The 23,064-nt window shown below is 36.2% G+C and carries 22 protein-coding genes and 1 riboswitch; of the genes, 16 read left to right on the top strand and 6 right to left on the bottom strand.

The window, feature by feature from the left end; translation table 11 throughout:
- On the top strand, positions 1-402 hold the full coding sequence (locus L323_RS22615; protein WP_020813915.1) for a fascin domain-containing protein: 402 nt from the start codon (positions 1-3) through the stop codon (positions 400-402).
- An 86-nt stretch (positions 403-488) separates the two neighbouring features.
- Here the strand turns inward: L323_RS22615 and L323_RS22610 are convergent, their stop codons facing one another.
- Entirely contained in the window at positions 489-2,003 is a 1,515-nt protein-coding gene (locus tag L323_RS22610; protein ID WP_020813914.1) for a recombinase family protein, read from the bottom strand.
- Positions 2,004-2,126: 123 nt separating this feature from the next.
- Here L323_RS22610 and L323_RS22605 point away from each other — a divergent pair, with 123 nt between their 5' ends.
- Entirely contained in the window at positions 2,127-2,348 is a 222-nt protein-coding gene (locus tag L323_RS22605) for a hypothetical protein (RefSeq protein WP_020813913.1), read from the top strand.
- Positions 2,272-3,534, top strand: coding sequence for a recombinase family protein (locus L323_RS22600; protein WP_081665685.1), 1,263 nt, complete (start codon positions 2,272-2,274; stop codon positions 3,532-3,534). Before L323_RS22605 ends, L323_RS22600 begins: the two co-directional genes overlap by 77 nt.
- A 69-nt stretch (positions 3,535-3,603) precedes the next feature.
- Here L323_RS22600 and L323_RS22595 read toward each other — a convergent pair whose 3' ends face one another.
- The 3 genes from L323_RS22595 to L323_RS22585 all read right to left on the bottom strand — a co-directional run bounded on the left by L323_RS22595 (position 3,604) and on the right by L323_RS22585 (position 8,001).
- Complete coding sequence (locus L323_RS22595) at positions 3,604-4,815, bottom strand: cofactor-independent phosphoglycerate mutase (protein WP_020813911.1); 1,212 nt, start codon at positions 4,813-4,815, stop codon at positions 3,604-3,606.
- Positions 4,816-4,844: 29 nt separating this feature from the next.
- Positions 4,845-6,314 (bottom strand): glutamate--tRNA ligase, encoded by a 1,470-nt coding sequence (gene gltX, locus L323_RS22590; RefSeq protein WP_020813910.1) that lies wholly within the window; start codon positions 6,312-6,314, stop codon positions 4,845-4,847.
- A gap of 139 nt (positions 6,315-6,453) precedes the next feature.
- Positions 6,454-8,001: a spermidine synthase gene (locus L323_RS22585; RefSeq protein WP_242835219.1), complete on the bottom strand. Its 1,548-nt coding sequence runs from the start codon at positions 7,999-8,001 to the stop codon at positions 6,454-6,456.
- Between the two features lie 432 nt (positions 8,002-8,433).
- On the opposite strand from L323_RS22585, the gene pta reads away from it, so the two are divergent.
- The 8 genes from pta (at position 8,434) to L323_RS22545 (ending at position 16,123) form a co-directional block, all read left to right on the top strand.
- The gene (gene pta, locus L323_RS22580; protein WP_020813908.1) at positions 8,434-9,429 is read left to right on the top strand and encodes a phosphate acetyltransferase; all 996 of its coding nucleotides are present in this window, start codon (positions 8,434-8,436) and stop codon (positions 9,427-9,429) included.
- A gap of 45 nt (positions 9,430-9,474) precedes the next feature.
- Positions 9,475-10,668, top strand: coding sequence for an acetate/propionate family kinase (locus tag L323_RS22575; protein ID WP_020813907.1), 1,194 nt, complete (start codon positions 9,475-9,477; stop codon positions 10,666-10,668).
- 136 nt (positions 10,669-10,804) lie between these two features.
- Positions 10,805-11,302, top strand: coding sequence for a YceD family protein (locus L323_RS22570; protein WP_020813906.1), 498 nt, complete (start codon positions 10,805-10,807; stop codon positions 11,300-11,302).
- A gap of 43 nt (positions 11,303-11,345) precedes the next feature.
- Positions 11,346-11,528, top strand: coding sequence for a 50S ribosomal protein L32 (gene rpmF, locus L323_RS22565; protein WP_004622625.1), 183 nt, complete (start codon positions 11,346-11,348; stop codon positions 11,526-11,528).
- Between the two features lie 149 nt (positions 11,529-11,677).
- Complete coding sequence (locus L323_RS22560; RefSeq protein WP_020813905.1) at positions 11,678-12,994, top strand: DUF512 domain-containing protein; 1,317 nt, start codon at positions 11,678-11,680, stop codon at positions 12,992-12,994.
- A 56-nt stretch (positions 12,995-13,050) separates the two neighbouring features.
- Positions 13,051-14,376, top strand: a complete 1,326-nt coding sequence (gene der, locus L323_RS22555) for a ribosome biogenesis GTPase Der (protein WP_020813904.1) — start codon at positions 13,051-13,053, stop codon at positions 14,374-14,376.
- Between the two features lie 74 nt (positions 14,377-14,450).
- Positions 14,451-15,092 carry a glycerol-3-phosphate 1-O-acyltransferase PlsY gene (plsY, locus tag L323_RS22550; RefSeq protein ID WP_020813903.1) on the top strand — a complete coding sequence of 214 codons (642 nt, stop codon included), beginning with the start codon at positions 14,451-14,453 and terminating at the stop codon, positions 15,090-15,092.
- Positions 15,093-15,127: 35 nt separating this feature from the next.
- On the top strand, positions 15,128-16,123 hold the full coding sequence (locus L323_RS22545; protein ID WP_020813902.1) for an NAD(P)H-dependent glycerol-3-phosphate dehydrogenase: 996 nt from the start codon (positions 15,128-15,130) through the stop codon (positions 16,121-16,123).
- Between the two features lie 93 nt (positions 16,124-16,216).
- On the opposite strand, the gene L323_RS22540 is transcribed toward L323_RS22545, so the two are convergent.
- The gene (locus L323_RS22540; protein ID WP_020813901.1) at positions 16,217-16,924 is read right to left on the bottom strand and encodes a C40 family peptidase; all 708 of its coding nucleotides are present in this window, start codon (positions 16,922-16,924) and stop codon (positions 16,217-16,219) included.
- Positions 16,925-16,926: 2 nt separating this feature from the next.
- A riboswitch (cyclic di-AMP (ydaO/yuaA leader) is annotated at positions 16,927-17,099 on the bottom strand.
- 224 nt (positions 17,100-17,323) lie between these two features.
- Here L323_RS22540 and spoIVA point away from each other — a divergent pair.
- The 3 genes from spoIVA (at position 17,324) to L323_RS40700 (ending at position 19,788) form a co-directional block, all read left to right on the top strand.
- A complete protein-coding gene (gene spoIVA / locus L323_RS22535; protein ID WP_020813900.1) occupies positions 17,324-18,592 on the top strand; it encodes a stage IV sporulation protein A in 1,269 nt (422 codons plus the stop codon).
- 480 nt (positions 18,593-19,072) lie between these two features.
- On the top strand, positions 19,073-19,657 hold the full coding sequence (locus tag L323_RS22530) for an accessory gene regulator ArgB-like protein (protein ID WP_020813899.1): 585 nt from the start codon (positions 19,073-19,075) through the stop codon (positions 19,655-19,657).
- Entirely contained in the window at positions 19,654-19,788 is a 135-nt protein-coding gene (locus L323_RS40700; RefSeq protein WP_014314060.1) for an AgrD family cyclic lactone autoinducer peptide, read from the top strand. The genes L323_RS22530 and L323_RS40700 overlap by 4 nt, the downstream gene beginning before the upstream one ends.
- A gap of 14 nt (positions 19,789-19,802) precedes the next feature.
- Here L323_RS40700 and L323_RS22525 read toward each other — a convergent pair whose 3' ends face one another.
- A complete protein-coding gene (locus L323_RS22525) occupies positions 19,803-21,095 on the bottom strand; it encodes a sensor histidine kinase (RefSeq protein ID WP_020813898.1) in 1,293 nt (430 codons plus the stop codon).
- A 373-nt stretch (positions 21,096-21,468) separates the two neighbouring features.
- On the opposite strand from L323_RS22525, the gene L323_RS41870 reads away from it, so the two are divergent.
- Positions 21,469-21,603, top strand: a complete 135-nt coding sequence (locus L323_RS41870; protein WP_014314058.1) for a hypothetical protein — start codon at positions 21,469-21,471, stop codon at positions 21,601-21,603.
- 153 nt (positions 21,604-21,756) lie between these two features.
- Positions 21,757-23,034 carry a glycosyl hydrolase 53 family protein gene (locus L323_RS22520; RefSeq protein WP_020813897.1) on the top strand — a complete coding sequence of 426 codons (1,278 nt, stop codon included), beginning with the start codon at positions 21,757-21,759 and terminating at the stop codon, positions 23,032-23,034.
- Positions 23,035-23,064 lie beyond the last annotated feature (30 nt).

The following is a 23,064-nucleotide window of genomic DNA, read 5'->3' as shown; positions in this document are numbered from 1 at the left end:
ATGTCATTTATGGGAGCAAGGGTAGCTGTGAAAACAAGTAACGGTGAATACTTATGTATTGAGGAAAATGATGCCTTATTAACATCAGGTATGTATGATGAAACGAGGCATGATATTATATTTAATGTGCCTGCGGCATTAAGTGGTGCATACATACAGACACATACCAGAGATTTGCTCAGTGTTGCTGATGATGGAATGATAAGAATTAAGTCAAACAATGAAAGCATTACTATTAACGAAACATTCGATTTCATTTGCCTTGGAATGAATAGGGTTGCAATAAGGGCACATAACGGAAAGTTTGTAAGCTATCAGAAAGATAAAAATAAAAAATTATGTGCAGCAAGCGACACCATAGGTCCTGACGAAGTCTTTGAGGTTATAGTGATTTTCAGATAATAAAGAAGAATTAATAAGCATAGCAGCCGATTCAATATGTTTTTTCGGTTGTTATGCTTATTGGCAATTTAGAAAAAATGATATGCCTAAATAAGGGGATATATCCTCAGCATAAAATTATCATTTCTGCAATCCTTACCTTTGAAGTATTCAACTTTTCCTAAAACACTTTTAAGTAAAACATTTTTATCTTCAACGTTTCTTAGATTCTTGTATATCTTCATAATCTTAGTAAGACCACTTTGAACCTCTGCATTACCGGGTTTTTGACTAAGTGTTTTTTTATGTAGATTGCCTATGTTAGAAATAGATTGGCGGAGTTCATCAATTCTGGTATTAACTAAAATAAGTCTTTGATTAAAATCCTCTATGGAATAAACACCTTTTTCCAAAAGATTATAAACATTTTCTTTTTGCAAATAAGCTTCCTTTAGCTGCTTTTCAAGCATAACAGCACTATTTTTTAGAGCAGCCTGACTGCTGTTTTTATTTTGTAGCTCTCCTGATAATTCAAAAGTATATTCATTCAGATATTCATTAAGGCTTGACAGCACACAGTCCTCTATATAATTAAACTTACTGCTTTTATTACCGCATTTATTAATACATATAAGATGTGGCTCTGAATTAAGATATGGCCTATAACGCATTTTAGCCCCGCAAACTCCGCAAACAACTATTCCGGCTAAAGTATTTTGAAGTCCCGATGATTGTTTAGTGTGAGTTTTAATGTTATTTTTCAGAATACTTTGTGCCTTTTGATAAATACTTTCTGAAATCAGTGCAGGGTGTTTTCCTTCTGCAAGAATCCAATCCTGCCTTGGTTGAGTCTTTTTGCTCTTTTTTTTGGGCAGACGATTGCTTGTTGTTTTTCTCCAGGCTATTTTTCCCGTATAAACAGGATTTTTTAAAATAGCTGTTACGGCCTGACAAGTCCAGTTATTATTTTTATTGGTTTTAAGTCCCATACTGTTCAGCCTTTGTGCAATAATCTGACTGCCTACCGATTCATTTACATACCAGTTAAATATACACTTCAATACTTCTGACTGCTGAGCATGAGGTTCCAAAGTACGTCCCAATTTTTCCTGCTTTATTATGTAACCAAAGGGAGGGTAGGGAGAATTGTAGTTGCCGCTGTTTACCGAATGAATAATCCCTCGCTGAAGGCGCTTGTTAATCATTTTGTATTCCTTGCGGCTCATGAATGCTTCAAATTCACTATATTCTTCGTCAAACTCATTTGAAAGGTCATATTCCTTGTCTGGAGTTATAATTTTTGTATTTGTATTTTTAAAGGCTTTAAGAATAATCCCTTGTTCTTCCATATCTCCGCGACCAAGCCTTTGTAAATCCATTACCAGTACAGCATCGTAAACTCCGGCTTCAACGTCCTTTAGTAGCTCAAGCATGGCGGGTCTGTAAAGAAGACTTTCACCTGTAACGAGCTCCTCATAAATATTTACAATACAAAGGTCTTTCTTTCTGGCAAAACTCAACAAATCTTCTCTATGCTTTGAAAGTGTTTCACCTTTTCCAAGTTCCTTTTCCATTCTCTCGTCTTCTCTTGATTTTCTCAGATATATACAGGTTTTTACCATTTTAAATACTCCATTGAAATAATATGTATTAAAATTTTATGCTAAAAGAGTTCTTGTTAAAACGTTGAAAAATGTATAAGGGACAGACCATGTAAAATAGACTTGTAGTAAGGAGGAGTATTTATGTCGGATAAAGTAATAATTAAACCAGATATTACTCCTGAAGAAAGGTTAAAGAGACTTAACAATGTTGGAGATGTTTTATCCCGTATAACAGGGTATCAGTGTAAATATGTGACTACGGAAGAATTATTCACCAATAAAGCCAATGAAAAAAGTAAGAAGGCACAAAACAGGACTAAAGAATCAACTGCCACAAGCAACATTACACGGTTATATCCATGATATAAGATACAACGAGCGATACATTAGAGACATATCGAAAAAAATAAGAGCCAATCTCAGGTTTAAAATTGAACAGGGTGAATACATAGGCAACGCACCCTTCGGGTACGTGAAATCCGTAAATGAAAAAAATAAGCTGGTAATAGACAGTAGAAATGCACCTGTTGTAAAGGAAATATTCAGTTTATACAGGAAGGGTTACGGCTATGCTGCCATAGCAAATATGCTTAACCAAAAAGGATATCCGTCGCCCTCATCAAAAAATTCTGAAATACCTATAACGCCATGGAATCAGGTTGCAGTTCAGAGAATCTTATGTAACCGGGTATATATCGGAGACACGGTTCAAGGCGTCAGTGAAAAAATAAGCTTTAAAAACAAAAAAACCAGAAGGCTGCCCTTTGACAAATGGATAATAACAACCAACACACACGAACCCATAATATCCAATGAAGATTTTGATGAAGTTCAGAAATTGAGAGCTAAAAAAAGGTCAAATCAGGGATATAACCGCAATGTAACACATCTCCTGAGTAACCTTGTCTATTGCGGCAAATGTGGTAAGGCAATGTATGTCCGGGTCAGAAAAGATAGGCCGGTGGGCTATATATGCAGCTCCTATTCCAAAAAAGGTTGTGAAGCATGCTCAAGCCACTATGTTACAGAAGAGAGTATTATCGACATAGTGACGAAAGAACTGCTGGAACTCCTGTCAAATAACGAATTGATTGATAACCTTAACATGAATTATAACAGTGAATTTGTAGAGAAGGAACGTCTTTTGCACAGTATAAAAAGATTTGAACAGCAGATAATCCAAAGACAAAAGCAGCAGGATATTCTGTATAATGACAGGCTCGAAGAAAGAATTTCGGAACAGCTGTTCTTTAGGATGAACCAAAACCTTGAAACCCGTATTTCAACAATAAGGCAGGAAGTAGAGAAGCTAAAGGAAGAAGAAACAAAGCAGCTGGATAAAGAACAGCTGATTAAAAATTTTGTTACCAGAATAAAAACACAGGGAATTACCAGAAACATAATTGAATTAATGGTTAACAAAATAACAGTATTTGACAGCAAAGACGTGCTCCCTGAAACAGATGCAACCTTGGAAGATACAGAAAACGGCTGCATAGTAATCGAATATAACTACAATAACTGGAAACAGCAGACTGATAGAAAATAGTTAGCATAAAAAAATAACTGCTTGTTATTAAATCCTCAAGCAGTTATTTTTAATGCAAATATTAATTAATTATAAACTTCCGTTTATAAACAAATCCATTAATCTATAACCGTCCTCTACGAATACATCCGATTTTTTTGCTTCAAACTCATCGTAGCTCTTAGCCGGTGATTGAATTTCATTGGTGCTGTCATAAATAATAAACGGAACCGGTTCAGATGTATGAGTACGCAAGCGAAGAGGAGTCGGATGGTCAGGAAGCACCAATACACGATATTCAAACTTTCTTATACCTTCGAGTATAGGTTTTACAATCTGTGAATCCAACAACTCTATGGACTTGACCTTATTTTGGATTTCATGTCTGTGGCCACATTCGTCTGGGGCTTCAACATGTACATAAACAAAATCTTTTCCATCTTCAAGGGCCTTAATTGCAGCATTAGCCTTACCGATAAAATTTGTATCAATATTACCTGTAACGCCTTCCACATCAATAGAATCAAGCCTCGCACAGATTCCGATACCTTTAAGTAAATCCACTGCCGATATCATTGCTCCGGTTTTGTGGTATTTTTCCTGAAAAGAAGACAAAGCTGGTTTCTTACCTTCACCCCAAAGCCATATAGAGTTTGCAGTTCTTAGTCCACGTGCTTTTCTTGCCTGATTAACAGGATGGTCTTTTAGGATTTCATAACTCTTTTTCATTAAATCAAGTAGCATCCCTGAATCTTCCTTTGGAAGATAATCTGTTATCTTTTTGTCCGAAATATCATGGGGAGGAGTACATCCAAGTTCTGTCCTGCCGTTGCTCCAAACCATGCAATGCCTGTAGCTTATTCCGGGGTGAAAATTTATGGTCTCTGTTTTAAGAGCATCATTTACAGCCTCTATCAGAACTTTAGATTCAGCTGTTGAAATTTCATCTGAACTGTAATCAATCATTGTTCTATCCGAATACTCGGATTCATCTTCGGACAGATGAACAAGATTGCATCTTAAGGCAACATCAGTAGGTGACAATTCTAACCCCATGCTTACAGCCTCTAGAGGTGAACGACCTGTATAATATACTTTTGGGTTATAGCCCATTACCGACAGGTTGGCAGCATCACTGCCGGGGGCAATACCTTCGGGAACAGTACGAACAAGTCCTACGGTACCTTTTGAAGCCAGCATGTCAATTGTCGGTTTTTTTGCATATTGCAGAGGGGTTTTGTTATCAAGTTCAGGCATGGGATAATCGGCCATACCGTCACCAAGAATCACAACATATTTCATACTATCAAATCCTTTACACTTAATATTATTTATGCATTGGTCCCCAGAGCCGCCTTTAGTTTTTCAATACCAATACCGATTCTTTTGAGTGTTTCTTCTTTTCCGATTATATCTGCAATTTCAATAGCTCCGCCCGGTGTAACAGCCTTACCGGACACAGCTGTTCTTATAGGCCAAAGCATTAAGCTGTTTTTAATTCCAAGAGCTTCTATGTGTGCAAAAATCTTTTCGTGAATACTGTCAGCATTCCACTCGCTTATACCTTCCAGAATCGGATAGGCAGCAGTTAAATTCTCCAAGGAGTTTTCAAGGGATGTTTTACTCTTCTTATGAACATACATCTGAACATCGTAATCCGGCAATTGGTCAAGAAAATCAATAGTATCCGGAATAGTTGTTAAAATCTCTGTTCTTATTTGAAGGAGTTTGCTGAGCTTCAGTGTGTCAATATTTTTATTGGTTATTGCTTTCTCATAAAAGGGAAGAGCAAGCTTGTGGAATTCCTCTACAGGCATTTTTCTGATATACTCACCATTCATCCATGTCAGCTTGTTAATATCAAAAATTGCAGGAGCTTTACTGATACCCGAAATTTCAAAAACTTCTTCAAGTTCCTTTAGAGAGTAAATCTCCTGGTTTGTACTTGGACTCCAGCCCAGCAATACAACATAGTTGACAATAGCCTCAACCAGATAGCCCATTGAAACCAAATCTTCAAATGAGGGGTCTCCTGCCCTTTTACTGAGCTTCTGTCCGGAAGCTTTGAGAATAAGAGGAACATGCACGTAAGTAGGAATGTCCCATCCAAAAGCTTCATACAGAAGGTTGTATTTAGGAGTAGAAGAAAGGTATTCGTTACCCCTTACAACATGTGAAATTTCCATCTGATGGTCGTCAATTACATTTGCAAAGTTATAGGTAGGAAGTCCGTCAGTTTTAATAAGAATCTGATCATCAAGTTCGCTGTTATCAACGGTAATTGTACCGTAAACCGCATCTTCAAAGCTTGTTGTTCCGGTATCCGGCATTTTTTGTCTTATAACATAAGGTATGTTGTTTCTAAGATTTTCTTCAATTTCTTCTTTGGAAAGCGTGAGGCAGCAGCGGTCATATCTATGACCATGACCTTCAGCATCCTGTTTCTCCTTTAATTCTGCAAGCCTTTCCTTGGTACAGAAGCAATAGTATGCACCGCCAAGGTCAACAAGCTTTTTAGCATATTCAAGGTACATGCCCCTTCTTTCACTTTGAACATAAGGGCCATAATTACCGCCAACATCCGGGCCTTCATCGTGGTTTATTCCGGCAAGCTTGAGGGTTTTGTATATAACGTCTACAGCTCCTTCAACAAAACGTTCCTGATCGGTATCTTCTATTCTTAAAATGAATTTACCATTGTATTTTCTTGCAATAAGATATTCATAAAGCGCAGTCCTCAAATTTCCTATATGCATATAGCCTGTAGGACTTGGTGCAAATCTGGTTCTTACATTTTGCATAAAAAATCTCCTTTCAATTGAAATTTATATAATTTTTAGAAAACATATTAAAAAACCTTTCGTCCATATGTAGGACGAAAGGTAATCTTCCGCTATAATATTATATTATTTTAAATAAATGTGTGTCAAGGTGAATTATCTATCTAAGCATGTCAAACAAACCTTTGAGTCCCTTTTCTTTAAAATTAATCATTTCCTTCAAATCAGAAGTTTCGTCCTGAACCATGGAATTTAGAAGCTTCTGTCCTAATATATCCACAGGTGCCACTTCATCAGTAAAAATATGACTGGAATCAGTAACCTCCTCCAGATTTTCAATTACAAACTGGAAAACGTTCTTTAAAGGGTTGGAGGTATTCATATTGCTAATATTGTCAAATAAATTATTCACCATATTTGTATCATTGGATGCAAACAGCAATTCATTGGTACTTGTTTTTAATTCACAAGTATAAACCTTTTCAAAAACACTCTTGACAGTCTGGCTCAAATACTGGTTTATAGGATTATCACCTTTTGCCTTCATGTTAATATTGAGAATAATTACACCACCGGGCTTCAAATGCTCTGAAACTTTTGAAAAAAACTCTTTTGTGGCCATGTGGAAGGGGATTGTTATATCATGATATGCATCAACCATTATTACGTCGTACATACCGCAATTTTCATCAGAAAGAAAGGTTCTTCCGTCCGTCTCATAAATGGTTGCTTCATCATCCTTCAAATCAAAATACTTTTTGGATAACTCAACAATTTTAGGATCAATCTCAACGGCATCTGTCTTAATATTCGGATAATATATCCTGGATTGTTTTGCATAAGTACCGGTACCATTCCCAAGTATCAAAAGGTCCGTCTTGTCATCGCTTCTAAAATCCTTTATGAATTGCGGGGCCGCCAGTGCATAATCATAATACATTCCTGACAGCTTGTTGTCCTTTTTGTACACCGACTGAACACCAAAAGCCACATTAGTGGAAAGGTATACGGAATCCTTGTCTTCCGTTACCTGTAAATAATTGTACACAGATTCGTCTTCTACAACGCAGTCCCTCCAGAAAGCATATGAGTTTGAGAGAGGCATAAAGAGCAAAGCGAAAATTATTATAAATGTCAAAGAAGTCTTAACAGTTTTAATTTTACTCATAATAAAATAAGCAAGGCAGATAACGTTTAGAACAAGTGCAAAAATCAGAAAGGTTTTACTTGTACCCACCGTAGGTATTGTAACAAAGGTAGGTAAAAACGTCCCGATAATACTTCCTATAGTATTCATGGCGTATATTTTCCCGGTAGTTTTACCTGTATTTTCAATATCGGTAACACCCAGCTTCACCAGATAAGGAGAAACCATTCCAAGTCCAATTAAAGGAACAGAGAACAGAACCAGACAAGAGATTGCCGAGCCTGTAATAAGCAGGTTCTGAGGAAGAAACATAAAAAGTAGGCCGATTATACCTACAACGATATACTTGCCCACAAAAGGAATTATGGCAATCCATATAGCGGCTGCCCATATAATAAGATAAAGCCTGTTCATGCTGTTATGCTTGTCGGCAGACCTTCCGCCCAAAACGTTTCCTACACTCAGTGATATCATGATTAATCCGATAATGACGGTCCATATAATCTGGGAAGTCCCGAAGTACGGTGCAAGAAGCTTGGAAACACTTAGTTCTACTGCCATTACAGACATTCCGCAAAAGAACGATGTGGAATATAAGAGTAGCTTTTTTTTCATTAGTTATTAACCTTACCTTTCGTAATGGTATCTGCTGTAAATTATTTGCACAATAAACATGTGCTTTTCTCAATATAAGTTTATAACAGTTTTAAAGGTTTTGAAATACAAAATTTAATAACAAATTTTTTCTTGTATACAATGAACAAGTTGTATATAATAAAAGTGGTGCAAATACTTGTTTTCAGGTATTATAACCAGGTAATAATAATAAATTTTTACTAAATCTTAAATAATATAATTATGGTCAAAGTGCAATATGAAATTTGTTGAATTGAATTGCCTTATCTACAAGACTTTCAGTTTGATAATTTTAATTGGGCCAATATAAAATGGCCCTGTTAGTATTGCGTAACAATGAAAGGGGACTTTTGAGACATGAACTTTTTAGAGCAGATTGTAAGCAGAGCAAAAAAAGATATCAAAACAATAGTACTTCCCGAGAGCAATGATATCAGAACTTTGAAGGCTGCTGCAATGATTCAGGAGCAAGGTATTGCTAATATCGTACTTGTGGGTAACAAGGATGATATAAAGAAACTGGGTGGTGACCTGGATATATCAAAGGCAAAAATTGTTGATCCTGCAAACTTTGAAAGATTTGATGAGTATGTAAATACCCTGTATGAACTTAGAAAAGCAAAGGGAATGACTACTGAAGAGGCAAGGAAAATATTATCTGAAAATCCTTTGTACTTCGGAATTATGATGGTAAAAATGGGCGAGGCCGACGGAATGGTTGCAGGAGCAATTAATTCAACTGCAAACACATTAAGGCCGGCTCTTCAAATATTAAAGACTGCTCCTGGGGCAAAACTGGTATCAGCATTCTTCGTAATGGTTGTACCTGACTGTGAATACGGCGAAAATGGAGTATTCATTTACGGAGACAGCGGACTTGTGGAAAATCCAAATGCAGAAGAGCTTTCGGAAATCGCAATAGCTTCTTCAAAATCTTTCAAGAGTCTTGTACAGGCTGAACCTGTTGTTGCAATGCTCTCATATTCAACATATGGAAGCGCAAAGAGTGTATTAACAGAAAAGGTTATTGAGGCTACCAAACTTGCAAAGGAAAAAGCTCCTGACCTTCAGCTTGACGGGGAATTGCAGGCAGATGCTGCTATCGTTCCTTCCGTTGGAGCATCAAAAGCGCCGGGAAGCAGTGTTGCAGGAAAGGCCAATGTATTAATATTCCCTGACCTTAACTGTGGTAATATATCGTACAAGCTTACACAAAGACTTGCAAAGGCAGAGGCCTATGGCCCTATCATACAAGGTATAGCAAAACCTGTTAATGATCTTTCAAGAGGATGCAGTGCGGAAGATATAGTAGGTGTTGTTGCCATAACTTGTGTACAGGCACAGAATTCTTAATATACAAAAATACGTTTAACTATTATTAGGGGAGATGAACTAACAATGAAGGTTTTAGTTATCAATGCTGGGAGTTCTTCATTGAAATATCAATTAATTGATATGACAAATGAAACAGTTCTTGCAAAGGGATTATGTGACAGAATAGGGATTGACAATTCCTTTATAAAGCAATCAAGGGGTTCTGAAGAGGCGGTTGTTTTAAATAAGGAATTAAAGAACCACAAAGATGCAATAGAGGCTGTCATTAGTGCACTGACAGATAATAAGATTGGTGTTATAAAGAATATGTCCGAAATATCAGCAGTGGGACACAGAATAGTACATGGTGGAGAAAAATTCAACAGTTCAGTAGTTATAGATGAAAATGTTATGGCAGCGGTAAGAGAATGTATAGACATAGCTCCGCTTCACAATCCTCCGAATATAATAGGTATAGAGGCTTGCCAGCAGATTATGCCGAATATACCTATGGTAGCTGTATTTGATACTACTTTTCACAGCTCCATGCCTGATTATGCATATCTTTATGCACTACCATATGAACTCTATGAAAAATATGGTATAAGAAAGTACGGTTTCCATGGAACATCCCACAAGTATGTTGCAGAACGAGCTTCCGCAATGCTTGATAAGTCTTTAAATGAACTAAAGATAATTACATGTCATCTTGGAAACGGTTCAAGTATTTGTGCAGTAAACAAGGGCAAGTCAGTTGATACTTCAATGGGTTTTACACCTCTGCAGGGACTTGCAATGGGTACAAGAAGTGGTACAATTGACCCTGAAGTTGTTACATTCCTAATGGAAAAGGAAAACCTGGATGTTAAGGGTATAAGCACTCTCTTGAATAAAAAGTCAGGCGTTCTGGGTATATCAGGCGTAAGCAGTGACTTCAGAGATTTACATGCTGCAGCTGATTCAGGAAACAGCAGAGCTGAACTTGCAATCCAAATTTTCTGTTACGGTGTTAAGAAATTCATCGGAGAATATATTGCAGTTATGAACGGTGTTGATGCAATCGTGTTTACAGCTGGTGTAGGTGAAAATAATTCCGTAGTAAGAAATATGATTGTCAGCGATATGGATTTCCTCGGTATTAAGATAGATGCAGAAAAGAATAAGCTCAGAGGACAGGAAATCGACATTTCTGCTGAAGGTGCTACTGTAAGAACTCTTGTAATTCCAACTAATGAAGAGCTTGCAATTGCAAAAGAAACAGTAAAATTTATAAAGTAATTTTGATATAATATATATGTAAAAACAGGGTAACAATAGTAATGTAATTAATAATATAATTTTACCGAAATTGAATTATTGACAAAAGCTGCATTAGTTAGTATAATATCAGTTGTCGGTTTTCAAGAGGTTACTTATGAGAGTAAATGTGTCTGATATTATTAAAACTGAAGGAGCAGGGATAGATATCAATTTTGTTGATGATCTGTCTGGAATACAGGAGTATGATACTTCAGTAGAGTTTAAACCTTCTTTTAGGTTTGCAGGGCGCATAGTTAATTTAGGTGGCCTGTTAAAGTTAAGTGGTGAGCTTCATTATGAGTTTAGTGCAAACTGCCTCAGGTGTCTGAAGCATTTAGACATGACGGAAGATATTGAGGTTGAAGAAAGCTTTGTCGAGGTTTCAAAATCCGATGATGTTGATGCATATACATTTGAAGGTAATGTTGTTGACATTGATAAGCCACTTATAGACAACATTATTCTTGCAATGCCCATGAAAATTGTATGCAGCGAAAACTGCAAAGGGTTATGCAGGACTTGTGGAACCAATTTAAATATTAAAAGTTGCAAGTGTGATGAGCGCGAGATAGTAGACCCAAGGATGGAAATACTTAAAGATTATTTCAAGTAGGTTTCTACTTTGATGGTTGCATTATAGTAGGGAGGTGTTATTGATGGCAAATCCAAAGCGTAGATGGTCCAAGGCAAGAACAGGTAAGAGAAGATCCCAGTGGAAGCTGGCATCACCAACTCTAGTAAGCTGCCCACAGTGTCATGTTTTTAAGCTGCCTCACAGGGTATGTGGTGAATGTGGATATTATGATGGCAAACAGGTAGTTAAAGTAGAAGCTAAATAATAATATGTCATTAAAGCAGCAGGATGATATCTTGCTGCTTTTTGATTTTTACAAAAAATTATTGATTATTTTTTTAGCAGATGCAAATGATAGTATAGAGCGATAAATATTCGCTTGTTTATGAAAAATTAGTAGGATGGTGTTATAGCTTGCACAACAAAATTAAAATATGTATGGTTCAGTCCGGGAGCATAGCAGAAGAAGCCGGGGTTGAGGCAGGAGATTTCCTGTTGTCCATAAACAAGCAGAATATAAAGGATATTTTTGATTATAGGTATTATCAGGCTTCTGAGGAATTACTTCTGGAGATTGAAAAGCCTGACGGTGAGATATGGGAGATAGAAGTCGAAAAAGATGAAATTGAAGATTTAGGACTGGAATTCGAGGATTCACTTATTGATGGAGCTAAGAGCTGCACCAACAAGTGTATTTTCTGTTTTATTGACCAGCTTCCTAAGGGAATGAGAGAAACAGTATACTTTAAAGACGATGATTCAAGACTTTCTTTCCTTACCGGAAATTATGTTACGCTAACTAATATAAAAAATGAAGAGCTTGAGAGAATTATTCATTATAGAATGTCACCCATAAATGTTTCTGTTCATACGACTAACCCTGATTTAAGAAAATTTATGCTTGGAAACAGGTTTGCCGGTGATGTTATGGACAAAATAAGAATGTTAACGGATAACGGTATTGAAGTTAACTGTCAGATTGTTTTGTGTAGGGATATTAATGATAAAAATGAGTTGGATAAAACTATTGGTGATTTGTGTCAGCTTTATCCTTCTATAAACAGTGTTTCAATTGTACCGGTAGGTATAAGCAGACATAGGGAAAATCTGTTTGAATTAAAGCCATTTGATATGGAAAGCAGTGCAAATGTTATAAATCAGGTACATAAATGGCAGAATAAACTATTGCAAGAGAAAGGCTCCAGAGTTATTTATCTGTCCGACGAGTTTTATATTAATGCGGGTATTGTTATTCCGAAATACAAGGAATATGAGGGCTTTCCGCAGATTGAAAACGGTGTTGGAATGGTGGCATTGCTCAGGCAAGAAGTGAAGGAAGCCCTTAAAAATAAGAAAAAGCATATAATGCCTGCCCACCGAAAGGTAAGTATGGTAACAGGTAGACTTGTATATAAAAATATATTACAATTGGTAGATGAAATAAAAAATGTATATAATGGTTTGGAAGTCAATGTTTATGATATAGAAAATGATTTCTTTGGTCCCTATGTAACTGTTACCGGATTACTTACGGGACAGGATATTGTAAAACAGCTGAAAGGCCATGATTTGGGGCAGGAATTGTTAATAAGCAGGAATATGCTGCGAGCCGGAGAACATGTCTTCCTCGACGATTATACTGTTGAACGTATTGAAGATGAACTTGACATTCCAATACGAATAGTGGATAGCTCAGGCAGTGATTTTGTAAATGCATTGATTGGAACTTAGATATTTTATATAAATATAATAAAGTTGGTTGTTAATTTTACGTGGAGGTGTAGTATTTGGGTAAACCTGTTGTAGCAGTCGTTGGCAGACCGAATGTTGGTAAGTCTACTTTTTTTAATTATCTGGCAGGCAGCAGAATTTCTATTGTTGAAGATACTCCTGGTGTAACAAGAGACAGGATATATACTGAGATAGAGTGGAGAAGCACAAAGTTTACATTAATAGATACGGGAGGAATTGAGCCTTTTTCCGAGGATATCATTATGCAGCAAATGAAGCGTCAGGCTGAAATTGCCATTGAAACAGCGGACGTTATTATTTTTATGGTTGATGCAAAGGATGGTATGACAGCTACCGACAAGGAAGTTGCAACCATGCTGAGAAAATCGCAGAAGCCTGTTGTTCTATGTGTAAACAAGGTTGACAGGGTCGGTGACCCGCCTCCTGATGTATATGAATTTTATAACCTGGGTATGGGTGATATGCAGATAATTTCATCTGTACATGGCCTTGGTATGGGTGATCTTCTTGACGCGGTTTTTGAGCATTTTCCTGAAGATATTGATGCTGAAGAAGATGAGGATGTTATAAAGGTAGCCGTTGTCGGAAAGCCTAATGCAGGAAAATCTTCATTGATAAATTCAATTCTCGGTGAAAACAGGGTTATTGTAAGTAATATTCCGGGTACTACCAGAGATGCTATCGATACTCATGTGGAAAAGGATGGACAGAAGTACACTTTTATTGATACAGCCGGTATAAGAAAAAGAAGCAAAATTAACGAAACTATTGAAAAATACAGTACAATCAGGTCTTGGACTGCTATTGAACGTGCAGATGTATGCCTTATTATGATTGATGCCGAAGACGGCGTAACAGAGCAGGATACAAAGATTGCCGGCTATGCACATCAGCAGGGAAAAACTTCAATTATAGTTATAAATAAATGGGATTTAATTGAAAAGGAGACAGGTACACTAGAGGAATACAGGAAAGTGGTGCATGAGAAGCTGGGATTTATGACCTATGCACCGGTTCTCTTTATATCCGCTAAAACCGGACAAAGGGTTAATAAAATTTATGAGCTTATTAAATTTGTTGCCGACCAGGCAGCCTTCCGTATTTCTACAGGAATGTTAAACGATCTTATAAATGAAGCAGTTGCTATGGTTCAGCCTCCTTCAGACAAGGGTAAAAGACTGAAAATATACTACATGACTCAGGCGGGCGTAAAGCCACCTTCATTTGTTGTATTTGTCAATGATTTGGAGTTGTTCCATTATTCCTATGAGCGTTATTTGGAAAATCAGCTGAGGAAGAATTTTGGCTTTGAAGGAACTCCCATAAGATTTATCCATAGACAGCGTGAAAAGGAAGATTAGTCTAAGTATTGTAGAGAGATTGCAGATTTATATCTTTAAATGATTTTCAGCCGGTTAGGCTTATGGAGGGAAAGATGGGTCTTTTTTCAATAAAGATTTTATTGGTTATGATAATCGGATATCTCCTTGGAAGCTTGAATACTTCCATTGTTGTGGGGAGAATTTACGGAACTGATATACGTAAGCATGGCAGCGGCAATGCCGGAATGACAAATACATTGAGAACACTTGGAAAAACCGCAGCGGTTCTTGTAATATTCGGAGATATTCTTAAAGGAGTTTTATCATATATTATTGGTAACTTGATTATTACGTCCATACCTGATTCAATTACTTTGTATAATATTTCAGGGATAGGAGGTATGGTTGGTGGCATAGCTGCTATAGCAGGGCATAACTGGCCGGTATACTTTGGATTTAAAGGCGGAAAGGGTATTCTTACTTCATTTTCAGTGGTAATGATGATGGATTGGAAACTTGGCCTTATTCTTCTGGGTGTATTTGTTATAATAGTAGCCATTACCAGATATGTATCGCTGGGATCAATATTAGCATGCGTAGCTTTTCCAATAGGAGCTGCCATAAAAGGGAACAGTCCTATTTTTATTATATTTGCGACAATACTGTCATTATTGGCAATCGCCCGTCATAATGGGAATATTAAAAGACTTTTGAATGGAACAGAATCAAAAATCGGTGAAAAGAAAAAAGCTTGATGTATATATAACTTTATTGGTATAGGGAGGCAAACATGAATAGAAATATAGCAATTGTTGGTGCGGGAAGCATGGGTACGGCAATGGCGGTATTGTTATCTAAGAACGGTAACAAGGTTAGATTGTGGTCACCCATGGTAGAAGAAATAGAGATGTTAAAGAAAAACAGGGAGCATATTACAAGACTGCCTGGTGTTAAAGTAGCTGAAAGTGTCGAGTTTACAAACGATATTTCGGAGGCATGCAAAGAAGCGGAGGTAGTTGTGCTGGCTGTTCCTTCACAAACTACAAGACAGAATTGCAAAACTCTTGCAAGCATTATTTCAAAGAATACTATTGTAGTTACCTGTTCAAAGGGAATTGAAAATGAAACCTGTAAATTGCTTTCAGAAATAATGAAAGAGGAGTTGCCTGATAACAACGTAGCAGTATTATCAGGACCAAGCCATGCAGAAGAAATAGGAAGGGATATACCTACTACTGTGGTAGCTGCTTGCGAAAATATAGAAATTGCTGAGTTCCTTCAGGATTTGTTTATGACTCCGAATTTCAGAGTTTATACAAATACTGATGTAGTTGGGGTTGAACTGGGAGGAGCTCTTAAAAATATTATTGCCTTATGTGCAGGAATTTCAGATGGTCTGGGGTATGGTGACAATACTAAGGCTGCTCTTATGACAAGAGGAATTGCAGAAATATCCAGACTTGGTGCAGCCATGGGAGGACATGCTGATACTTTTTCAGGGCTCACGGGAGTAGGAGACCTGATAGTTACCTGTACAAGTATGCATAGCAGAAACAGAAGAGCAGGTATTCTGATTGGTCAGGGAAAGAGCGTACAGCAGGCATTGGATGAAGTAAATATGGTTGTTGAAGGTGTGGCAACCACAAAGCCTGCATATGATCTCGCCAAAAAACTTGGTGTTTCAATGCCTATAACTGAAGAAGCATATAAAATACTTTTTGAAGGTAAAGACCCAAGAAGTGCTGTAGGGGCATTAATGACCAGAGATAAAAAAACAGAAATGTAAATGTTGATAAAAGGCTGCCATCCAATGAATTTTCATTGAACGGCAGCCCTTTTTTAGCTAAAAAAAAGCTGCTCAAAAGAGCAGCCTTGAAAATTATACTATTACTCGTCTTGCTTTCATAAAATTGTTTGCATAATATCCGGAAGTTATATCAGAAATTATAACTTTACGGGTAGAACTTCCTGATGCCGCATGGATAAATTGTCCGTCGCCAATGTATATCCCTACATGACTAATACTGTTGTGACCTCCGTCCGTGTCAAAGAAAACCAAATCACCTGCACTCAAGTCCTGACTTGAAATACGGGTACCCTGATTTGCCTGACCGGAAGCTACCCTCTCTAATGAAATATCAAAGTGCTTAAAGACATACTGTACAAATCCTGAGCAGTCAAAGCCCTTAGGAGTTGTACCTCCATAAACATACTCTGTACCCAATAGAGTCTTGGAAAATTTCACTATCTGCTCTGATAAGTCGGTAGAGTTTTCAGATTGCTTGTCCGATGTATTTTCATCGGAATCTTTGGAAAGGGCAACGTATTGACTGAACGCCCAGCCTGTTTCACCATCTGATGTTTTTACTTTTAACCAATCACCTGAGCTTTCAAGAATACTGAGCTTGTCTCCACGGGTCATACTTCCTATAACCTTTGAAGTTGTTCCGGGTTCACTTCGGAGATTCAGAACAGATGCGGAAACTGTTCCAGTCTGAATTTCATCGGCAAAAGATGAAAATGCAAACAATCCCAGGCACAACACAATGGTTGCTGCACCGGAAATCATTTTCTTTAGTTTTAACATTATAGCCTCCTATTTATGGCTTCCGAAGTTAGCTGTCGGGTTCGGGTAATAGGATCGCCCTACGAAAAAGACAAAGATGATTATTATATGTACACTTACTAATTATCTTTTTCAGATTAGCCCCAAAATTGGTTCCTCCGTACCTCATTTTAAGAGGATTCAGCCTTTCTATAAAAAAATTATATCGTGGAATGTTTGTTAATGTCAATTCCCGTCTTGTCAAAATAGGCTGCAGGGTTTTATATCAGTGCTCTCAATGTTTTCAGTATATAAACACATTTTTCAATAAATTTATTTTTTTGTAATAATAACTGTTTTCGGACATATATTTAATATTGAAAAAGACAATATACATAGTCCGTAATTGGGCGTGTAACAATACAGGGGAGGGTTCTAAGGGTGGATAAATTCAACATATACCAGCAAATAGCTGAAAGAACTCAAGGGGATATTTACATAGGAATTGTGGGACCTGTCAGGACGGGAAAATCAACTTTTATTAAAAGGTTCATGGATCTGTTGGTTATCCCAAACATAGAGAACACATATCAAAAAGAGAGGGCAATAGATGAACTTCCGCAAAGTGCATCCGGAAGAACTATAATGACCACTGAACCTAAATTTATCCCCAACGAAGCAGTAGAAGTAGTTATTGACGAAAACGTGCAGCTTAAAGTAAGAATGATTGACTGTGTGGGCTACATGGTCAAAGGTGCAATGGGACATTTGGAGAATAATGCCCCGAGAATGGTTTCAACACCCTGGTATGATCATCAGATACCTTTTGAGGAAGCAGCTGAGCTTGGGACAAAGAAAGTAATCAATGAACATTCAACCATAGGTATTGTAATCACTACAGACGGTTCAATTTCTGATATCCCGAGAGAGGATTATGTTGAAGCTGAAAGAAGGGTGATAACAGAACTGAAGGATATAAATAGACCTTTTGTAGTGATTATCAATTCAACAAATCCCAGAGATTCAGAAACATTGAAGTTGCGTGACGAGATGGAGCAAAAGTACGGTGTAACCGTAATTGCAATGGATTGTCTCCAAATGAGAATTGATGATGTTGATACCGTTATGGAAAAGGTTCTACACGAGTTTCCGATCTGTGAGATAGGTATTAATATACCAAAATGGGTTGAAGCTTTGGATGATTCTCATTGGTTAAAGGCAGATATTATAAATTCAATAAGGGATACCTTTAAAGCAGCCACCAAAATACGTGCAATAAAGGATGCTCTACCTTCTTTTGAGCAGTATGAATTTGTTAAAAGAGTAGCTGTTGATAAGGTAAGTCTTGGGGAAGGTACTGTTTTAATTGATTTATCGGCTGCTGACGGACTTTTGTATAGAATTTTAAGCGAAGAGTCCGGAATGGAAATAGAGGGCGAGCATAAACTCATAAGCCTTATAAAGGACCTTGCAAGGGTAAAGAAGGAATACGACAGGGTAGAATACGCCTTGCATGAAGTTAAGGTTAAGGGCTATGGTATGGTCTCGCCTCAGATGGAAGAACTCACTCTGGAAGAACCGGAGATTATCAAGCAGGGTAACAAGTTTGGGGTGAAACTTAGAGCAAGTGCTCCTTCAATACATATTGTTAGGTACAAACAGAAGTGTAATTGTAACAAGAGGAGGTACCGGTACAACAAAACCGCATGATTTTATATTCAATGTTCAAATACTAGTAGGGGTTTCGTAAACATAAAGCCTGCAAAAAAAATCTTTTCAGGCTACAATTTTGTGTTCTGAGGAATGCAGCTTGACTTTATTAATTTACGGTTGTAGCATTGTCTTAATACATAAAATGTTAAATGTGTAAAAAGAAGGTGAGGCATGAAAGTTACAGGAATTAGCGGGATCGCCAGTCTATTCAGCAGATGCTCCAAATGAAGATATATGGCATATGTCTAAGAAAAGTGTGCTGAATTGATAGTTAAATAGTGGCTATTTATTGATACATAAGTAAATAAATGTAACAATTAGCACTCAATTTTAATAATATGCAATATATCCGCTTTTTATTAACGAGAGGTATTACGTTTACTGTTCAATTGGAAACATATTAATATAAAGAAAAAAATATCGACAAAGAAAGAAAAATAGGATATAATGGTGTAAAATGTAAGTGGTGGTGATTGAGTGCTAGAAGATATAACAAAGAAAATCACTAGTGAGATTGTTTTAAATGTTCCGGGAATCTCAGAAGAAAAAGCTGAACAAATTGATTACGGATTGTATATGGCTTTCGCAGATGGTTTGAAATTACTTGCAGTGTTAATTGCAGCTTTACTCCTGGGACAATTAAAGTATGCTATAGTTGCTGTGATAGTGTTTTCATTTAATAAATCCTATTTAGGAGGAGTACATGCAAAAACACAAATCGGATGTGTAATCACCCACTTTTCATTTATATTTGGTACTGTATATCTGGCACAGATTCTTAATATAAAATTCTTAAATATAGTTTTGTTTACTATATCAGGAATTTTGACATTTCTATACGCACCTGCAGATCTGGTGTCAAAACCAATTGTTACTGAAAAAAGAAAAAGAGAGTTAAGGATAAAAGGCAGTATTTTATTAGCAATATGCTTTGTTATTACACTAATAGTTCCTAATATTTACTCAAATATCATTTCAGTAATTACATTAATATCAACGGTTAATATTACACCAATAGTGTATAAATTAACAAAAAATAAGAGGGGTGGGATAATTACATGAAGGGTAAAATTAAATTACTGGTACTAACTGTTCTATCTCTAATTGGAGTATTTGCAGCTACTGCTTCTGCAGGTGCATGCTGGTTTTGGTCTTATTATCAAAAAGAATGTCCAAAATCATTACTCAAGTAAGCAAAAAGAGGCTGTTAAGCCTCTTTTGCTATTCTTAGAACCTGTGAGAATAGCATTCTTTTTTCATCAAATATAGTAGAACTTGAAATATTTTTATATGAAGCAATTATTTTATTTGCAATAACTAGCCCGTTTCCACGATCTGTTCCTTTAGATGAGTTTTCCGTGTTTGGTGTTTTGGTACATTCGTTTTCTATTCTGATTGTAAGGCTCTCATCAGTACTTAAAATTTTCATATCAAGCTTTAGTTTTCCGTTATTTAAAACCTCTTCCAGCGCATTGTCAAGATAAATACCTATTATCTCACATAAATCAGAAATTTTAATATTGGGAATAGAATCAACTTCGCCGATGGTATCCAAGTCAAAATTAATTCCGTGGCTATTGGCATAGTTTACTTTAGATGATATTAATCCGAATAGTCCGGCATTCTTAATGTTATATATAGCGGTATTTCCTATACTCTGACTTGTCCCTATTATTTCTTTCAGATATGAAGCAGCCGCATCATACTTGTTCATTTGGTGCATAGCGTATAGGACAGAGAGGTGATTCATTTGATCATGTTTTATACGTCTTAAATCATGAAGTGTGTTAGCAAGGGAATCATTATAGAATTCCTGTTGCTTTTGTTCTTCCTTCTTCATTTCATATTTATGATAGATGTTTATATACCAAGCTGAGAAAGAGAAATATGAGAGAGATGAAATAAGTACAATAACAAATGAGACGGGGTCAAAGTGAACTACGAAATGCATTCCAAGAAAAGAGGCCATTATCAATATAGTAATAAAAAGTAAAATACCTACAGGTGTAAGGTTTTTTATATTTCCGATTAATTTAGCATAAGGTATAAATTTAATAAGAACCAAAGCTAGGCAATAAATAATCAGATTCATAATAAAAAATAAAAACAGATTGTTATTTATTGTCTCAGGTGTTGCATTAATACCTACGGAATAAAAAATCAACGGTACTGTAAAATTTCCTACTCCAACAAAAAGTATAATCAAACAAAAGGATAACACCGATTTTAGCCATTCAACACGTAGTAGGTACTTAATTAATATTATATTGAGGATTGTCAAAATTATAGATTTAAGAAATTGTAGATTGCCCGGTATGGGAAGTACACTCATCCACAAGGTTGACACAATTCCGTTTAACACACCATTACAAGCAATAAATGCAACTAAAAAATTCAGTTGTATTTTTATATTAAAATTTTCTTTAAGAAATAAGTAAGTTATGTAGGCAGTTATCATTGCAAATACTGTATTTATCAACAGCTGACCGATTATAAACACTATATTTCCCTCCAAGCTCGGAATACTTGATAATATCTTTATTATTTTCAATCAAAGGGTAATTAATTTTGTAGCAAACCTATCCTTATTTACATTATATTATGTTTTTCCCCTTAATGATATCATTTAATGTAAAAAAAATGAAGTTTTGAAATATTTATATTACATTTTCGATTATTTTGTTCAAAAATAATTCATTTCAATAATAACACATTATAACATTTAATTATATTATATAAAAATAGTTTTTTACCTGTTTGAGTCCACGCACGGTTTGTAGTAATCGGAAATAATTAACGGTTTTATATTTAAATCATAAAAAAGCTTTTAACTAATAAATTTATAACAGACAGAAAATACATTGGAGGTTAAAATGGCTTTTAATGAAGAGGCAGTAAAGCTTGTGATAGTAGAAGTTAAACTACATATCAACCAGCGACTGTTTGAACAAGGGTATATAACCGAAGAAATGTATACAAAAGCAAAGGAAATAATTTTGAAGGGGTAGCGTTAAGATACAAAAATTATAATGGCCTTTTATAAAAGCACTGGTTTACAGTGCTTTTTTGTTGGAGAAATAATGAAGGTTGTAAACTTGTTACATTAATTGGTATAATATACTTAATATTACATTGGAAAGAAATATACAGGGGGAGATTTAATGAGTGCTTATAAAAAAAATAAATTAGTTATTGTCTCTCTTTTGGTTTTGGTGCTAGTCCTCGATAACTCTTTTATGCATGTAAATAAGTATATAGTATCAGCCGCCACTTCACAGCTTGTATATGGTGACGTGGACGGAAGCGGAGAAGTAAATTCCTTGGATTATGCATTAATAAAAAGCTACTTACTGGGAAATATAACCGACTTCCCTGATTCTAACGGTAAAAAGGCTGCTGATGTAAACGGAGATGATAGCGTAGATTCATTAGATATTTCATTGACAAAAAGTTTTATTTTAGGAATTATAGAAAAGTTTCCGATTGAAATTCCTACAAGTACATTTGCAAAAGGTGCTGATATAAGCTGGCTTCCACAGATGGAAGCAAACGGATATAAGTTCTATAATAATAAAGGCATTCAGCAGGATTGTTTACAAATTTTAAAAGACTACGGAATTAACTCCGTGAGAATCAGAACTTGGGTAAATCCGTCAACAGATAAATGGAATGGACATTGCAGTACCAACGAAACTATAGCTTTGGCAAAGCGAGCCAAGAATTTGGGATTCAGGATTATGATCGACTTTCATTACAGTGATTCTTGGGCAGATCCCGGAAAGCAGACAAAACCCACGGCCTGGTTAAATCTGGATTTCAACGGATTAATGAAAATGACATACGACTATACATATGATGTAATGACTCAACTTAGGAATAACGGAATATCACCCGAGTGGGTGCAGGTTGGTAATGAAACCAACAACGGGATGCTTTGGGAGGATGCAAAAGCATCAAATAATATGAAGAATTTCGCATGGCTTGTAAATTGCGGTTATAATGCTGTAAAAGCAGTAAGCTCCAAAACCAAGGTAATTGTACATATATCAAATGGATTTAACAATACATTGTTCAGGTGGATGTTTGACGGCCTTAACTCCAACGGAGCAAAATATGATGTTATCGGAATGTCACTATATCCTGAGAAAGACAACTATTCTGCTCTTTCAAGCCAATGCCTCTCGAACATGAATGATATGGTATCAAGGTATAATAAAGAAATAATGATTTGTGAAATAGGAATGCAATATGACTACGCTTCAGAGAGCAAGTCGTTTATTGCTGACATGATAAACAAGACTAAATCTTTGCCGAACAATAAGGGTTTGGGAATATTCTATTGGGAACCGGAGTCGTATCCGGGAATGAACGGTTACAATAAAGGCTGTTGGAACTCAGATGGGAAGCCTACAACTGCATTGGATGGGTTTTTAAATTAGTACATATTAAAACTAAAATTGCACCGGAAA

The sequence above is a fragment of the Ruminiclostridium papyrosolvens C7 genome (genome assembly GCF_000421965.1).
Lineage (GTDB): Bacteria > Bacillota > Clostridia > Acetivibrionales > DSM-1351 > Ruminiclostridium > Ruminiclostridium papyrosolvens_A.
Note: the sequence above shows the minus strand (reverse complement) of the source record. Positions and strands in the feature narration are given on the sequence as shown.